We start from the raw sequence: 16,445 nt of genomic DNA, 5'->3' as shown, positions 1-16,445 counted from the left end.
CTTATATCCCTTTTCTTTTTACGGCCGAATCTATCTCTTTTACGGTCACCAGTAACTCTTCAAGGTCTTTAAGCGCCAGAGAATTAGGCCCGTCGCATAAGGCGCATCTGGGGTCCTCGTGGACCTCGAGGAATAAGCCGTCGCATCCCGCGGCAACCGCCGCGCGCGCCAGGACCGGGATGAACCTGCCCTCGCCGCCCGACGCCTTGCCCATCCCGCCGGGCAATTGGACCGAATGCGTGGCGTCGTATACGACCGGATAACCCAGCCCGGCCAGGATCGGCAGCGCCCTCATGTCGCTTATGAGATTATTGTATCCGAAACTGACGCCCCTCTCGGTAATTATTATGGACCTGTTCCCGGCCGATTCGACTTTTTCTATCGCAAATCCTACGTCCCACGGCGCCATGAACTGGCCCTTTTTTATATTTATCGTTTTTTTAGTCTTGGCTGCCGCGATTATGAAATCGGTCTGGCGGGAAAGGAACGCCGGTATCTGGATGACATCGAGGACCCGCGCCGCGGCGTCGAGTTCCTCCTTGCAATGGACATCGCTCAGCATAGGAAGGCCGGTCTCCTCCTTTACCCTTTTAAGGATCCGTATCCCCTTTTTAATCCCCGGGCCGCGGTACGACCTCATCGACGTCCTGTTCGCCTTATCGTAGCTCGACTTATAGATGTACGGGATATCTAGGCGCTCCGCTATCGCTTTTATCGCCTTCGCGTGGCGCACAGCCGATCGTTCGCTCTCGATGACGCAAGGGCCCGCTATTAAAACGAGCGGCCCCCTGCCGCCTATCCTTATCCTGCCTGCCGATACGGTCTTTGTCATTGGCTATTGTCCCTTTTTGATCCGGACTCTATCGAGGCCCGTACAAATTCCCTGAAGAGCGGCTGGCAATTATCCGGCTTCGATTTGAACTCAGGGTGGAACTGGCATCCTATGAACCACGGGTGCCCCTGTAACTCGATGATCTCCACAAGCCTTGCCTTAGGGAAGACGCCGGTCACTATAAGCCCGCATTTCGCCATCGCGTCCTGGTATTTGTTGTTGAATTCATACCTGTGGCGGTGCCTTTCGTATACAAGAGGCTTTTTATACGCCTCGTAGGTCTTCGTGTTCTTCCTGATCCTGCAGGGGAATTTCCCGAGCCGCATCGTCCCGCCCATCTGCGTAACTTTCCGCTGCTCCTCCAGGAGGCTTATCGCCGGATGCGGGGTATTCTTGTCGAACTCGGTGGAGTTTGCCCTATCGAGTCCGCAAACGTTTCTCGCAAACTCGATAGTGGCGCACTGCATCCCGAGGCATATCCCGAAGAACGGGATCTTATTCTCGCGCGCGAACTTCACCGCCCTGATCTTCCCCTCTACCCCCCTCGTCCCGAACCCCCCGGGGACGAGTATGCCGTCCACGGCGCTGAGCAGTTTCTCGGCGCCGTATCTCTCAAGGCTCTCGGACTCGACCCTTTTTATATCTACGCGCGCGTTATTGGCGATACCGCCGTGGCGCAGCGCCTCGTAGATAGATTTGTACGCGTCCTGAAGTTCAATATATTTCCCCACCACCGCGATCGTGGTATTTTTCGACGGGTTGAGCGCGGGCTTGATGACCTTCTCGACCCAGTCCTTCAACCCCTTGTCGCGGCCATGCAGGCAGAGCATCTTCACGATCGTCTTGTCGAGACCCTGCTCCTTGAACATCAGCGGGACTTCGTATATATCCCTGACGTCCTTCGCCTCGAAGACTGCGTCCTCATCGACGTTGCAGAATAGCGCGATTTTTTCTTTTAATTTCCTGGAGAGGGATTTTTCCGTCCTGCAAAGGAGTATGTCGGCCTGGATCCCTATCTCGCGTAATTTCTGGACCGAATGCTGGGTGGGTTTCGTCTTGAGTTCGCCGGCGGCCTTGATATAAGGCACGAGGGTAAGGTGTATGTTCAGGACACTGCCGCGGCCCTTCTCGAGCCTGAGCTGCCTTATCGCCTCGAGGAAAGGCAGCGACTCGATATCTCCGACCGTACCGCCTATCTCGCATAACACGACATCTACGCCCTTGCCCCTGCCGACCCTTTTTATCGAATCCTTTATCTCGTTGGTTATGTGCGGGACAACCTGGACTGTCCCGCCGAGATAATCGCCGCGCCGCTCTTTTGTGATGACCGAATTATAGATCTTGCCGGTAGTGACATTGCTGTCTTTTCCGGTGACCACGGAAGTGAACCTCTCGTAATGCCCCAGGTCTAGGTCGGTCTCGGCGCCGTCATCGGTCACGTAGACCTCGCCGTGCTGGAAAGGGTTCATGGTACCGGGATCGACATTTATGTAAGGGTCTAGCTTCATCATCGTTATCTTTAACCCTTTCGTCTCAAGAAGTTTCCCTATCGAGGCGGAAGCAATGCCTTTACCCAGGCTGGAAACGACTCCTCCGGTTATGAATATGTATTTTGTCATTTACTCCTCGATATTAATACTTCTTTAGCGCGATCGAGGTCTTCAGGCGTGTCGATGCCGATGGTATCGAACTGCGTCTCGGCGACTTTTATCTTGTAGCCGTTCTCGAGGACGCGCAACTGCTCCAGCCCCTCTATGTTCTCCAGGGCCGAAACAGGGAGGGTAGTGAACGTGAAAAGAAATTCTTTTTTGAAACCGTAAAGCCCGATGTGCTTGTAAAAGACGACGCCGTCGTGGAAACGCGGGAACGGGATCGGCGAACGCGAAAAATACATCGCGTAGCCGTTCTTATCGGTGACCACTTTTACCACGTTGGGATTCCTGAGGTCCTCGGGATCGGTTATCTTCTTCTTAAGCGTCGTCATCGAAATGCCCTTGTCCTCGAGGAGCGGCCTGACGATATCGTCTATCATCGACGGATGCAGGAGCGGCTCGTCGGCCTGGATGTTCACGACGACTTTGGTATCGATCGGGTTGACGACCTCCCTTAACCTGTCTGTCCCTGTCTTATGCTCCTTCGAGGTAAGCACTACTTTTCCCCCGAAACGCTCCACCTCTTCTTTTACCTTTTCGTCGTCGGTCGCCACTATCAGGTCATTGAGGGTTGAAGCCCTCCTCGCGTTCTCCCAGACATGCTGGATCACGGGTTTGCCCATGAGGTCGGCGAGGACCTTGCCCTCAAACCTCGTTGCGCCGTATCTTGCCGGTATTATCCCGATAGCGTCCATTACTTAAGCCTGCCAATGGTGGTCTTTTATGCGCGCCTTCAATTCCGCCTGCGATGTCGTCGCGACGCCGACCTTGCCTACTACTATCCCTCCGGCGAAATTGGAAATATGCGCGGCCTCTATCATCTTCGCCCCGGCGCATAAGGCCGCAGCGAAGACCGCGATCACCGTATCCCCGGCGCCTGATACATCAAATACCTCCTGCGCGACTGTCGGGATATGCGTTATCCTGCCTCCGCGCTCGAAGAGCCTCATGCCCTGCTCGCCCAATGTGATCAGCGCAGCCTGCAGTTTTAACCTCTGAAGGAGGGACCGGCCCAGCCTGTTCAATGACGCGTCATCCGACGCCTTTATGCCACCCATCGCCTCCGCCTCTTTGCGGTTGGGAGTTATGACGGTCACCCCTTTATAATATGAAATATGCTCTTCCTTCGGGTCGACGGCTATCACTTTCCCGCGTTTCTTCGCGAGCGGGATCACCTCTTTCAGGACGGCCGGGGTTATGACCCCCTTGCCGTAATCCTCTATTATTATGCCGTCAACCTCTTTTATCTTTTCCTTTATGTAATCCGCGAGCTCCTTATGGACCGGCCCGCTCAAATGGCTTGAATTCTCCCGGTCTATCCTCACAACCTGCTGGTGGCGCGCGACAACCCTCGTCTTCAATGTCGTGGGCCTCTCCGGATCCGAGACGATGCCCTCGAGGTTTACGCCCTTCCTCTTCAGGATGGTCTCGAGCTGCCTGCCATGCTCGTCCTTACCGATCACCCCGGTGAGATACGCTTTGGCCCCTATCGCGCTGATATTGTTCGCCACGTTAGCCGCGCCGCCCGGCATAAGCGACTCGCGCTCGACCAGGACGACAGGCACCGGCGCCTCGGGCGAGATCCTCGATGAATCGCCCCAGATGAACTCGTCGAGTATCAGGTCGCCGACGACCAGTATCTTCACGCCGTTAAATTTCGATATCGTATGCTCTATTTTCGAGAGGTCGTCATGTTTTAACATATCAGCGCCTTTTCTTTTTTTTGAGGACGGATACGTAATCTTTTATCCCCTTTTCGAGGCTGTATTGGGGGATGAATTTAAGCTCGGCCCTGCTCCAGGACATATCCGCGTGCGTCCTGTCCTGGTAAAAACCGTAGGGGTTGTCGAAATACTCCGGCCGCAGGTCTTTTTTCATCGCCTTATTCAGGACTTCTATCACTTTATTGAAAGTATTCGGCGCGCCCGTCCCGGCGTTGAATACGCCGCTCTTATCGTATTTTAAGGCTTTCAAATTCGCGCCGACCACGTCTTTGACATATATGAAATCACGGTACTGCTCGCCCCACTTGAATATCCTCGGGTTCTTCCCGGCCGCCATCTGCAGGTAGAGCTGGTATATCATGCTCGCCGCCTTTTTCTTGTGCGTCTCTCCCGGGCCGTATACGTTGAAATAGCGCAGGCCGATGACCGAGAAATCCGGGTTTTCTTTCACGAAGGCCTTCGCGGCCTGTTCCATCCTGACTTTGCTGTCGCCGTATATGTTCGCCGGCGCAGGCCTGTCGGTCTCCTTCATCGGGACTTTGCCTTTCCCGTAAGTCGCGGCGCTCGAAGCATAGACTATCTTTTTGCAGCCTATGGATTTCGCGTATATGAGGAGGCGCTTGAAGGCGTCGACGTTAACCGAGAACATCAGGTTCCTGTCGGTCACGGTAGTGTCGGTTATCGCGGCCTCATGGAATATGGCGTCGCATTCTTTGAGGAATTTCGGGTAATTCGCGTTGCGGATGTCGGCGTGCATGAAATCGCCCTTGTAGCGGGCGAGGTTCTCCCTCTTCCCCTCCGAAAGGTCGTCCAAGGCGATGACTTTGCCGTGTTTCTGGAGCTCTATTGCGAGGTTGGAGCCGATCAATCCGGCGGCTCCGGTAACCAGGAATTTCATTATTGATAACCCCTTGTTCTTACAAAGTTTACCACCAACCCGCCGGTATGTCAATTCATATCCGCCGGCGGAAGTATTTAGGTCTTTGTGAGGAGGCTTTCGGCGGCGGAGAAGACTTCCTCGACTGTGATGGCGTCGAGGCATTTGAAGCTGAGTTTGCAGTTGTGCGCGAGGCACTCCTCGCATCCGACATCCTTATGGATGACGATGTCGTCCGGTCCGACCGGGCCCCACCTCTGCGGCGAGAGGCCGGGGTCGAGGCGGCCGAAGATCGAGACCACGGGCGTGCCTACGGCAACAGCTATATGGACCGGCCCGGAATCGTTGGAGATAAGGAGCTTGCACTTTTTGAGCAGCGCGGCTACTTCGCCGAGCGAATGCTCTTCGGACAGGACCAGGGGCTTTTGGAGCATCCCTGTTTCGACCTCCTTTACGGTGTTGACATCCGACGGCCCTCCGATTATCACTATCTTAACGTTGTGCTTGTCGATAAGCTCGTCGGCCACGCGCCCGAACCTGTATGCCGCCCAGCGTTTCGACCGGCAGCTCGCGCCCGGATGCACCGCGACGATGGTATCCTTTACGCCTAGGTCGTTTAACGCCATAAACCTGTCGATAACCCTTTCATATTCCGGCTTCACCGGCATATACAGCGTCCTGTCTTTCGCGGCTATGCCGATCGCGCGCAGGACATCAAAATTATAATCTATCTCGTGCTTCTCGCCCAGGTGCTTCGTGTCCTTAAGCCGCTTCGTCAGTAAAAAACCCCACCTCTTGTCATAACCGGCGCGTTCCGGTATACCCGCCAGGAAAGGTATGAGGTTCGACCTTACGGTCGGGTGCAGGATTATCGCGAGGTCAAAGCCTTTTCTCCTCAACTCAAGTATGAACTTGAGGCTGCCGAAGAACCCTTTATGCTTATTATCCTTGTCGTAGAGTATGACCTCGTCCAGGTGCGGGTTCCCGTCAACGATATCCTCCACATACGGCCGCGCCATGAACGCTATATGGGCGTTGGGATACGCTTCCCTGACGGCCTTTATCGACGGGGTAGAAAGGAGCACGTCGCCTATCCTGTCCGTCCTGATGATGAGTATCCTGTATTTTCTTTTATTTGCGTTCATCGAGTATCTTCTTCGCCGCGTCAAAGACTTCGTCGGCGCTCACCGCCTTCATGCATTCGAGGTTATACCTGCACAATGCCGTCTCGCACGGCGAACAATGGAGCTCCTTAAATACCGCGGTCCCGGCCCCTGCCCTCGGGCCGTACTTCGCGGGATCTGTCGGCCCGAATATCGCGACCGCCGGCGTCCCGATCGAACCGGCTATATGCAGCGGCGCACTGTCGTTGGTCACCAGGAGAGAGGACCGTTTTATGATGCACACCAGCTCGCGCAGGTCCGTCATCCCGGCTACCGATACCGCGTAATTCCTCATCTTTGCCAGTATCCTTTCGCAGATCTCTTTGTCGGAATCGTCGCCAACGAAGATTATCTTTACCTTGAAGGCGTCGATGAGCATATCGCAGGCCCCCGCAAACCCGCCTTCCCTCCATCTCTTTATATGGCTCTTCGCGCCCGGGCTCACGCATATATATTTATCGTCGCTGAGTATCCCTTTTGCGGTCAACAGCTTAGAAGCCCTTTCGGAGTCGTCCCTGCCTATCCATACGGGATACGGACCGCCGGCAGCCGTGATACCGAATTCCCTGATCTTCGCCAGATGCTCGTCTATCTTATGGCATACTTCCCCTGCCCGGCCCTTCATATGTTTATTGCAAAACCGGGCGCCCACGAAAAAACCGAACAGGCTGCTGCGCAGGTCGATAAGAAGGTCGTACCTGTTGCGCCTGAGACGGACCAGAAGCCTTATCTTGGAAACCGGCGGCTCGGAGTTATGGTAGACATACATCTTCCCTATGCGCGGATCGCCCTCGAATAACTCCGCGGCGCGGGGCCCTGCCACAACATCTATCGCCGCGTCCTTGAAATTTTCCCGCAGCGCGCCGATGACCGGGAACGTCAGGACGACGTCGCCGATATTGCTTAACGTCACGACGAGTATCTTCTTTATGTTTTCCATTTGAGGAGCTTTTCCGCCTCGAGCATAACATCTTCCACGGTAACGGCCTTCATACAAAGAGCCTCTTCGCACCTCAGGTCATAGCAGGGTATCTTGCAACCGGGCTTTCCCGAATCCTTCTGGATGACCCCATATATCCCCTCCCCGTACGGCCCGGTGATCTTGGGGTCGGTGGGTCCGAATATCGCTATCGTCCTGGCGCCCTGGCTCACCGCTATATGCATAGGGCCCGAATCATTGGAGATAACAAGGGAAGCGCGTTTCATTATCGCGGCCAGCTGCCTTATAGTAGTCTCGCCGGCGGCGATGACGGGCTTATGCTTCATTATGCCGGATATCTTATTAGCCAACTCAACGTCCTTTTGCGCCCCGGTAATGATAATGGGGACCTTATATTTTTCGTTTAACCTGTCGCCCAGTCCGGCGAAATCCACGGCCGGCCAGCGCTTGGGGTCCCAGTTCCCGCCGGGGTTCAATATGATGAACCTGTCGCCCTCGCCTATGCCGTGCGACTTCAAGAACTCGCCGGCAAAGGCTTCGTCTTCCTTGCCGGTGAATAATTCCATGCTCTTCCCGTCGTCTTCACCCGTTATGACCTTTACGATATTAAGGAACTGCTCGACCTTATGGATATCTGACGGCTGGGGCTTTATCTTCTTCGTAAGGAGAAAACCCCTTTTCGGGTTGTCTATGCCTACTCGCTCCCTGATCCCGGAGAGCGCGACCATGAGCGTCCGCGTAAGCGACCTGTGGAAGAGAAAGACGCAGTCGAAACGGCGCGCCCTTAACTCCGAGATAAGCTTGAGCTTGCCGATCAGCCCTTTATTCCTGCCCTTCTCGTCGTATATTATCAGTTCGTTCAAGTGCGGGTTTAGTTCGAGGATCTCTTCGCACCGGGGCACGACCATGCACGCTATGTGGGCCCCGGGAAAATGCTTCCTGAGCGCCCTGATGGCCGGCGTCGAGAAGAGGACGTCCCCTATCCAGTTCACATTGACTATCAGTATTTTGTCGATTTTTTCTTTTTCCATCTGTGCGCCTTAAACCACATGTAATATCCCGATGTCTTTAACCTAAAATCCAACGAGCTGAACGGGCCGGAAGCGATCTTTACGCGTTTCAACCGGTAGGCGTCCAAAGCTATAGAGTTGTCACGCGGCATGGTCACGAAACCCGCCTTGTATCCCGCGTCCCTGAGTATGTCCCTCGTATAATCGTTAAACCCGCCGTAAGGGAAACAAAAGGTATAGACAGGTTTCCCTGTGATGGCCTCTATCGCCTTCTTGGATTCGACGGCCTCCCTCTCGAAACCCTCTTTCGTGCTCCCTTCGATAAACGGATGCGTGACCGAATGGCTCTCAATATCGATGCCCGCGTCAGACATCTCTTTCATCTGCGCGGCATTAACGAAATCCGGCTTCCCTATAGAACCGGAGATGACGAAGATGGTAGCCGGGATCTTATATTCCTTGAATACAGGAAAAGCGTTCAAGTAATTGTCCAGGTAGCCGTCATCGAAGGTCACCGCAACGATATTGCGCGGGATCTTTTTCCCGCTATTTATCATATCGGCGAGCTGGGCGGACGAAACGATGTCATATTTCCTGTCCCTGAGGTATTTCATCTGGGCGCGGAACTCTTTTACCGGGACGCTCAATTTAAGTTTAAAGCCATGGTCGTCGACCGAGTGGTACATGAGTATGGGCGGGTAATAACACTTCTCGAGAAAACTTCGCCCGCAAAAATAGAGGGTTACGGCCGCGGCCAAAACAAGGGCTAATATTATTTTTTTCGGATTACTTAGAGCCATCTATCACCTCTCTGTATACTTTTTCCACCTGCCGGGCCATCTTATCCGCCGAAAAATGCGTCTCCGCGTATTTTTTCGCGGCGGCGCTTATCTTTACGGCGAATTCCCGGTCGGTCAAGACCTTCTTTATCGCTTTTCTAAGGTCCCGGCTGTCCAGCGGGTCTACCAGGATCCCTATCCCCGCATCTTTGTTCATCTCCTTGAAATCGCCTACGTTGGATGAAACAACGGGAACGCCCATCAGCATAGCTTCGACGATGGTCAAGCCGAACCCTTCGCTTGTGCTCGGCCTCGCGAACACATCCATCACGGAAAGGAGATCGTGGGTATCCAGGGTGTTCCCCACGAAACGCACATTCCCTTCGATGCCGAGCTCCGAAACCCTGGCCTTGATCTTATCCTCGATCCTTCCGCCGCCTACTATCAACAGTTGCGCATCCCGGATATCATCGAGCAGGCCCTTGAAGGCGTCGAGGAGGATCAAATGGCCTTTCTCTTCCGAAAGCCTCGCTATTATACCGACAACAAGGCCTTCTTTCAATCCATATCTCTTCCTTATCTCCAGCTTTTCCTGCGCTGTATATACGTGCTCGAACCTTGAAAGATCCAACCCGTTATGTATCAGCCGGATCTTCTTCTCGTCCCTGTTGAAATCATTTTTCAGGTGGTCGACGACCGACATGCTTATGGCTATCGTCTTCTCTCCCCAGCACGGCAGGAGCTTCCTGAAAAAATGAGGCTTGTAGAAACCGTGCCACGTGGCTACATAAGGGACCTTGGTCGCACCGGAGAGCATGCACGCGGCGAACTGTGCTACCCTGGTCTGCGCGTGTATGATCTCAATTTTCTCCTCCTTGACCAATTCCCGCAATTTAAAAACAGTCGCGGTTATCTTCGGGCTGGCGATCGATTTGGTCCCTAAAGGGATTTTCACCGCCTTTATCTCCGGCAAGAGCTGTTTCCCTAGTTCCCCTCCTGCCGAAGCCACGAAGACCGAATGCCCCATCTGTTGCAGGGCATTAGCCAGGGTAACAGTGTACCTCTCGATACCTCCTACATGCAGGTTGCTTGTTAAAAGTAGTATCCTCATTTCGGCAATATCACCCCGTCTATCGCTTTTAAGACGTCTTCCACGGTGATTTCCCTCATGCATCTTATATCCGAACAGACCGGCTTATAGCACGGCGAACATTTCAGGTCCCTCATTACTACCGCGCAATTTTCCGAAGGAGGCAGGTGGCGGTCCGGGTCCGTTGGGCCGAAGAGCGCGACAAATGGCACGGCCATCGCCGCGGCAATATGCATCGGCGCGCTGTCGCTTGTCACGAGGCATTTAAACCTTTTCATCAGCGCCGCGAGTTCGGGAAGAGATGTCTTCCCGACCAGGTTTATCGGCTTGGACCTCGCCAGGGACAATATCTCGGCGCTCGCGTTCGCATCGGTTTCCGACCTGCCGCCAATAAGGACAGTTCTTATCTCGCGCTCGCCTAACAGGTCGCAAAGCCTCGCGAAATTCTCGGAGGGCCATTTTTTTGTGGCCCAGCGCGGGCTCGCGGACGGATTTATCCCGACTATCGTCTGGTTCTCTCCTACCCACTCCGCCTCAAGCATCCTTTTTATATTTTCCGTATCCGGGGCCGAGGGCCAGAGTTCAAGTTTCTTCGACGCGCCCTCTATGCCCATCATCGACAGGACCCCGAACTGGTGGTCCACCGGCGGGAGCGGCCCTTTGGCATCCCTTATGGTCCTGTTAAGCAGGAACCAGTATTTACCTTTCCTGTAGCCGTACCTGCGCGGGGCCGCGCTGAGGAAAGCGAACAGGTGGCTCTTGGAACTATTCTGGAGGTCGACCACTTCTTCAAATCCGTACCTCCTTACCTCGGCCGCCAATTCAAAAAACCTGAGCCATCCCTTATCCCTGCCTTCCCTGTCATATATTATCATCTCGTCTATATAAGGGCATCCTTTAAGCGCCTGGCTCTCGACCCTGCCTATCAGCAGGGCTATATACGCCTTCGGATATTTCTGGCGGATCGCGCGGATCGAAGGCGTAGCGAGGACGCAGTCGCCGACAGCGCTTATTTTCATTATAAGTATCCTCTTTACCCCCAGCGCCTCCTCGTATACCCTCAGCGTCTCGGTCACCAGCCTGTCAAGGTTGAACTTCTCCTCGACGTCTTTCCTGGCGCGCTGCGTGACCTCCCTGGCGAATTTCCGGTCCTTGAGCAGTCTCACAATCGCCTCTGCCATAGGCTGCGGGTCTTCCGGCGGTACGATAAGCCCGTTCTCGCCGTCCCTCATTATCTCCATAACGCCGCCTACGCCGGTCGCCACGACCGGCACGCCTGAGGCGAACGCCTCTATTATCACCATCCCGAACCCCTCCGGCACTACGCTCGCCATGACGAGGAGGTCGAGCCTCGCGAGTATATCCGGGATATCGCTCCTCGCGCCGAGGAATTCGACATACCTGGAAAGCCCGAGCCTGTTCACCAGGCTCTCGAGCTCCTGCTTATATCTCTCCTTCTCCGGCGGGGCATCTCCCACGATGACGACCTTAATGCGGGGGACGTACCTCACAACTTTAGATACCGCCCGTATGAAATATTTATGGCCTTTTATCGGCGAGAGCCTGCCTATTATCCCTATCGTATATTCATGTTTTACCGATTCGTCCGGCTCCCTGTATTTGAATTTTTCCACGTCCACGCCCCTGTAGACCAGCCTTATCCTGCGGAACGGGACCTTGAAATTATCCATCATGTGCTTGGCTACCACCTGGCTCACCGCGATGACGAGCTTGCCCCATCCCATTACCTTGCTGAAACTTAAAAATTTCTTCGAGTAATGGGCGTGGCAGGTGGTGATGAACGCAACGCCAGCGCCCCGCGCGGCATAATAGCCTATTATGGCCGGGACCCTGCTCTCCGCGTTGAGGACATCCGCCTTCTCCTGCCTCAATATCCTATTGACCGCGGGTATCATCCTGAGGACGGTAAGCGGGTTCTTGCTGTGGACGGGAAGGCTGTAATGTTTTATCCCGTTCGCCTCAAGGCGCTTTACCATCTCCCCGCCGTTGGATATGACGGTTATATTATGGCCGAGCTTGACCATCCTAAGGCAGAAATTGATCACCCCCATCTCAACTCCGCCCGAATTCAACCTCGGTACTATATGGATTATCTTCATAGTATCTTATCGAGCCCCGCCCGGATAGCCCCCATGTCCCCGCTTAATATATCGGCCTGCTTGTGGTTTATCAGGTGTTTGATATCGCCGCTTATATCCGCCGGGGCCGACACCGCGAGCAGTCCCTCCTTTTCCAGGTTGCGTACGGAAACTTCCTGTTTCGTCCCCGAAAATTTATTTATTTTTTGCGGCATGAATACCGCTACGGGTTTCCCGGAACTCACGGCTTCGGTCACCATCGCGACCGACTCGCCGGAAACGACGATCACATCCGACAGCGCGAGGATCCCTTCCACCGCCCCTTCGAAATTATTATCGTTCGCGATCAGTAGGAGCTTGACCCTTTCCGATTTGCCGTAACGTTCCTTCAGCGCGAATTCGACCGCCCTCGGAGTCCTCCTCGAGGTCGTGATGAGCACGTCGGCTTCGATATCTCCGGCTGCCTCCATGACCCGGTCTACCACCTCCACCGCCAATTCTTTCTCGAACGCGTAAGACTTGGAATCTCCGCCCAGCAGCACGCCGATGACCCTGCCCCTGTTCACGACGGCATGTCTTTTCAGTTTCTCGCCGTATTCGCGCAGGGAATTTTTATCAAGGTCGGTCACCGCCCCCTTGGTGAAGACGGCATTACCGTAATCCCCGGCTTTGTCGTGGACCGGGATAACGCTGAGGCTAAAATCCTTTATGTTGTACATATTCGGCTTCATGATGACCACGGCCTTTGAGCCGAGCTCTCTCTTGAAAGCGAGGTTAACGCCGGCGAGCGATGCGCCGCATGATACCACATAATCGGCATAGGCGGCCCTCAGGTTGGCATAAACTTCTTCCGGGAAACAGAACGAGAGGCTGTGAAGGCCCATGCCAAGGAGTGAACCTATGTCGAAGACCGTCCTCGCGAGACCGCTCCTGAATTTTACCTCAAGCGTCTCTATCGCCGTATCTTCCGCGGAAAAACCTCTTTCCATGCGGGCTTTCCTGATCTTATTGGCGAGGGCGCGGGATTGCTTGAGATGACCCGCCCTTCCGTCGCTTAACACGAGGACATACCTGGCCGGGGTTGATTTCCAGCGCTTGTGCAGCCATAGCCATTGCCCGGGGTATTTCTCAATATAGCCCGCGAGCTTATTCGCGAACCTCTGGAGTATTTCGTGTATATCCTTCTTTATATCTTCCGACTGGAGGACAGAGATATCATCCTCGATCATTACCGTATGATACGGGCCTTTTTGCCGTATTATGACGACCGGGAAGATCGAGGCTCCGGTCCTCAGGGAAAAATTAGCCGCTCCCTTAGGCGTGGATGCGGGCCGCCCGAGAAAATCCACGAATTCCCCGCGTTTTCCGCCGTCCTGGTCGGACAATATCCCGACCGTTTCCTTTCTCCTCAAGGCGTCTGTTATCTCTTCTATTGCGTCGTCCTTGAATATGACGTTCGCGCCTTTCGAACCGCGCATCTTATTCAGGTAATCGTTGAGCCTCTTAAGTTTTTGGAAACGGACAAGGACGTTCATCTTGAATCCGAAGGTAGAACCCGTCAAGGAACACAGTTCCCAGTTGCCGAAATGGGCGGTAAGGAAGATGACGCCCCTGTCCTCCTCCTTTGCCGCGCTCCTTACCTTATCGAGGCCTTCCACTCTGATGTATTTGCTAACGTAATCCTCATCGAACTGCGGGAACTTCAGGAGTTCTATATAGGACTGCGCGAGGTTCTGGTATATTTCTTTTATTATGCGGTTCGCCTGCGAAGGCGTATATCTGCCCCTGAACGCGGCGCGCAGGTTGGCGTAAGCTACGGTCTTGCGCCTGCCCATCGTATAATATATGAGGCTCCCGAACCGCCTTGCTATCCAGAGTGAAAGCTTAAGCGGAAGCAGGCGGAATACGAACGCCTCAAGCCTTACGAATAAATATAGGATCCAGTCCGCCAAAAAAGTGCTCCTCATCATTTATTTTTATTTCCACCGCCAGAGCCAGCATCTTCACGCCCAAACCGGGATCCGCCGCGCCGGCCTGTTTTATACGCGGCAGGTCTTTCTCGGTCGTTACTATCGTATCTATTCCCTTGCCCTTGCACTCCGCGGCGATCCTGCCGATCTCGCGCGAAGAAAAGATATGGTGGTCCATGAAAAAATACGCCGCGGCAATATTCGCCCCGAGCGAGACCACGCTATCCTCAAAAGAAGCAGGGTCGCCTATCGCGCATAAGAGCGCGACCGACTTGTTATTCAGGCAATCGATCGGGGCCTCAGCGTCCCCCATCGCGTCATAAAGGCGCCGCGGCTCGTATGAGGCGTTAAATATCGCCGCATCGGGGTTGACATCCCTTATTCTGTCTTTCAATATCTCCGCCCTGCCCTGGCTTGCCTCTTCCGGGAGGACCTTGGTCACTACGATGATATGGGCCCTCTTAAGCGCCGAGACCGGCTCCCTGAGTATGCCCCTCGGGATCAATTTCCCGTTGCCGAAAGGGTTGTCCGAACTGACCGCGACCACATCGACGTCCCTCTTGAGCCTCAGGTGCTGGAAACCATCGTCAAGCAAAATAATATCCGGCGCGTATTTCTCCTCGGCCTCTTTTGCGGACGCTATCCTGTCGCGCCCCACGAGGACCGGGACGCCGTCAAGCGAGCTCTTGAAGACCTCGGCTTCGTCGGCCATGCCCGTATCCCTGTCCTTCATGTAACCTCGCGTCAGTATCACGACCTTCTTCCCTTTTTCCCTGAATCTACGCGCGATCTCCATGGTCAAAGGGGTCTTGCCTGTCCCGCCCAGCGTTATATTCCCGACGCTTATTACCCTGCATTTGGGACGATAAGACCTGACGATCCTCCTCTTCAAAAGGAGCCTCGTGACCGCTAAAACAGAGGCGTAGTCAAATGACAGCACGTAAAGGAGCAGCTTAAGCGTCGCGGCTGCGGGGCCTTGCGCCTCATCGGTCATCAACGAATAAAAATACCGCCTGATCTTCTCGCTCATATCCTTCCAAGAAACGGTTTGATAAGATCGAAATCTTTTTTAGCGGCGCCGGCCTTAGACTCCAGCGTCCGCCTCGCGTTCTCGCCCATCTTGCGCCTCTCGGCATCATTCTCTAGCAGGACGCGCAGCGAGGCGACTAGCTCAGCTTCGTCACCGACCTTCACTGCCCCTCTCGCCGAGATGAGGTCGTTCGTTATCTCCTCAAAATTATGCGTATACGGGCCGAATAGCACTACTTTCGAATGGCACGCGGCCTCGAGGGGGTTCTGCCCGCCTTTATTTATCAGGCTCCCTCCGATGAAGACGATATCGGCGGCGGCGTAGAGATGGGCGAGCCTGCCCATCACATCCAATATCAATACCTCTCCGTTTCCCGGCGCCCCTGCCCCCGGGCTCGAGATGAGCCGCGGCGTAAATCCGGCCCCCCTGACAAGGCCGGCCACGCTGCCGGTCCTATCCGTATGCCTCGGCGCGATGAGCAGCCTCAACTCGGGAAATTCCTCCGCCAGCTCCTTATAACAGTGCAATATCTTCTCTTCTTCGCCGGGGTTGGTCGAGCCCGCGATCAATAATTTCTCTCCGCCTTCCAAACCCAGATTTTTCCTTAAAACATCCGGGGCGTCGCCCGCGCGCCTCATCAAAGCCGCGTCATATTTCAGGTTCCCGGTTGCCTTGACGTTCTCTACGGGCGCGCCAAGGGAGATGATCCTGTCGGCGTCGGCCTGGAACTGCATAAGGTAAAGGTCTATTTTTTGCAGCACACCCTTAAGCAGCGGCCTTACCATGCCGTAGTTCCTGAACGAGTTGGGTGAGACCCTGCCATTGAATATCACTATTTTTGCGCCGTTCTTTTTCAAAGAGGTTATCAGGTTCGGCCATATCTCGGTCTCGGCGATGAGAACAAGCCCGGGCCTTATCAGTTTCACGACACTGTCCGTTATACAGCTCATGTCGAGCGGCAGGTATATTATCGCGGCAGCGTCTTTGAACCTTTCGCGGGCTATTTTATTGCCGGTAGCGGTGACCGTCGAGACGATTATCTTACTGCCCGGGAGGATCCTTCTCAACTCCTCATAAAGCGGGACGCTCGCCATCACCTCGCCCACCGAAACGGCGTGCAGCCATACAGCCCCTGAGCCTTTTATCCTTGAAAGTGTTTCGTTGTCAAAGATCCCGAGCCGCTGGCGGCTGAAACTCCGCCATTTGCCTGAGAGCAAAAAATACGGGAGATAAAAGACGGAAAATATTATAAAAAACAGGTCGTAGAGCATCTCTTTTG

The 16,445-nt window shown here is 54.4% G+C and carries 14 protein-coding genes; all 14 read right to left on the bottom strand.

All coding sequences use genetic code 11. From position 1 onward, the window contains the following. Position 1 precedes the first annotated feature (1 nt). Positions 2 to 832 carry a 3-deoxy-8-phosphooctulonate synthase gene (gene kdsA, locus PHO67_06560; protein ID MDD5546797.1) on the bottom strand — a complete coding sequence of 277 codons (831 nt, stop codon included), beginning with the start codon at positions 830 to 832 and terminating at the stop codon, positions 2 to 4. Further along, complete coding sequence (locus PHO67_06555; protein MDD5546796.1) at positions 829 to 2,451, bottom strand: CTP synthase; 1,623 nt, start codon at positions 2,449 to 2,451, stop codon at positions 829 to 831. The genes kdsA and PHO67_06555 overlap by 4 nt, the downstream gene beginning before the upstream one ends. Then, a complete protein-coding gene (gene kdsB / locus PHO67_06550) occupies positions 2,448 to 3,179 on the bottom strand; it encodes a 3-deoxy-manno-octulosonate cytidylyltransferase (GenBank protein ID MDD5546795.1) in 732 nt (243 codons plus the stop codon). The genes PHO67_06555 and kdsB overlap by 4 nt, the downstream gene beginning before the upstream one ends. Before the next feature lie 3 nt (positions 3,180 to 3,182). Continuing rightward, positions 3,183 to 4,187, bottom strand: coding sequence for a D-glycero-beta-D-manno-heptose-7-phosphate kinase (gene rfaE1 / locus PHO67_06545; GenBank protein MDD5546794.1), 1,005 nt, complete (start codon positions 4,185 to 4,187; stop codon positions 3,183 to 3,185). A gap of 1 nt (position 4,188) precedes the next feature. Next, positions 4,189 to 5,106, bottom strand: a complete 918-nt coding sequence (rfaD, locus tag PHO67_06540; GenBank protein MDD5546793.1) for an ADP-glyceromanno-heptose 6-epimerase — start codon at positions 5,104 to 5,106, stop codon at positions 4,189 to 4,191. Positions 5,107 to 5,183: 77 nt separating this feature from the next. Then, the gene (gene waaF, locus PHO67_06535; GenBank protein ID MDD5546792.1) at positions 5,184 to 6,230 is read right to left on the bottom strand and encodes a lipopolysaccharide heptosyltransferase II; all 1,047 of its coding nucleotides are present in this window, start codon (positions 6,228 to 6,230) and stop codon (positions 5,184 to 5,186) included. After that, the gene (locus PHO67_06530; protein MDD5546791.1) at positions 6,217 to 7,188 is read right to left on the bottom strand and encodes a glycosyltransferase family 9 protein; all 972 of its coding nucleotides are present in this window, start codon (positions 7,186 to 7,188) and stop codon (positions 6,217 to 6,219) included. The genes waaF (PHO67_06535) and PHO67_06530 overlap by 14 nt, the downstream gene beginning before the upstream one ends. Beyond that, positions 7,176 to 8,219 carry a lipopolysaccharide heptosyltransferase II gene (waaF, locus tag PHO67_06525; protein MDD5546790.1) on the bottom strand — a complete coding sequence of 348 codons (1,044 nt, stop codon included), beginning with the start codon at positions 8,217 to 8,219 and terminating at the stop codon, positions 7,176 to 7,178. The genes PHO67_06530 and waaF (PHO67_06525) overlap by 13 nt, the downstream gene beginning before the upstream one ends. Continuing rightward, the gene (locus tag PHO67_06520) at positions 8,189 to 8,998 is read right to left on the bottom strand and encodes a polysaccharide deacetylase family protein (protein MDD5546789.1); all 810 of its coding nucleotides are present in this window, start codon (positions 8,996 to 8,998) and stop codon (positions 8,189 to 8,191) included. The genes waaF (PHO67_06525) and PHO67_06520 overlap by 31 nt, the downstream gene beginning before the upstream one ends. Further along, positions 8,985 to 10,088, bottom strand: a complete 1,104-nt coding sequence (locus PHO67_06515) for a glycosyltransferase family 4 protein (protein MDD5546788.1) — start codon at positions 10,086 to 10,088, stop codon at positions 8,985 to 8,987. Before PHO67_06515 ends, PHO67_06520 begins: the two co-directional genes overlap by 14 nt. Then, positions 10,085 to 12,187 carry a lipopolysaccharide heptosyltransferase II gene (waaF, locus tag PHO67_06510; GenBank protein MDD5546787.1) on the bottom strand — a complete coding sequence of 701 codons (2,103 nt, stop codon included), beginning with the start codon at positions 12,185 to 12,187 and terminating at the stop codon, positions 10,085 to 10,087. Before waaF (PHO67_06510) ends, PHO67_06515 begins: the two co-directional genes overlap by 4 nt. Then, positions 12,184 to 14,118 carry an ELM1/GtrOC1 family putative glycosyltransferase gene (locus PHO67_06505; GenBank protein MDD5546786.1) on the bottom strand — a complete coding sequence of 645 codons (1,935 nt, stop codon included), beginning with the start codon at positions 14,116 to 14,118 and terminating at the stop codon, positions 12,184 to 12,186. Before PHO67_06505 ends, waaF (PHO67_06510) begins: the two co-directional genes overlap by 4 nt. Beyond that, entirely contained in the window at positions 14,081 to 15,166 is a 1,086-nt protein-coding gene (gene lpxK, locus PHO67_06500; protein ID MDD5546785.1) for a tetraacyldisaccharide 4'-kinase, read from the bottom strand. Before lpxK ends, PHO67_06505 begins: the two co-directional genes overlap by 38 nt. Further along, on the bottom strand, positions 15,163 to 16,437 hold the full coding sequence (locus PHO67_06495) for a 3-deoxy-D-manno-octulosonic acid transferase (GenBank protein MDD5546784.1): 1,275 nt from the start codon (positions 16,435 to 16,437) through the stop codon (positions 15,163 to 15,165). Before PHO67_06495 ends, lpxK begins: the two co-directional genes overlap by 4 nt. Positions 16,438 to 16,445 lie beyond the last annotated feature (8 nt).

Source organism: Candidatus Omnitrophota bacterium (assembly GCA_028716565.1).
Lineage (GTDB): Bacteria > Omnitrophota > Gorgyraeia > Pluralincolimonadales > Pluralincolimonadaceae > Pluralincolimonas.
This window is presented reverse-complemented; position numbering and strand designations above follow the sequence as displayed.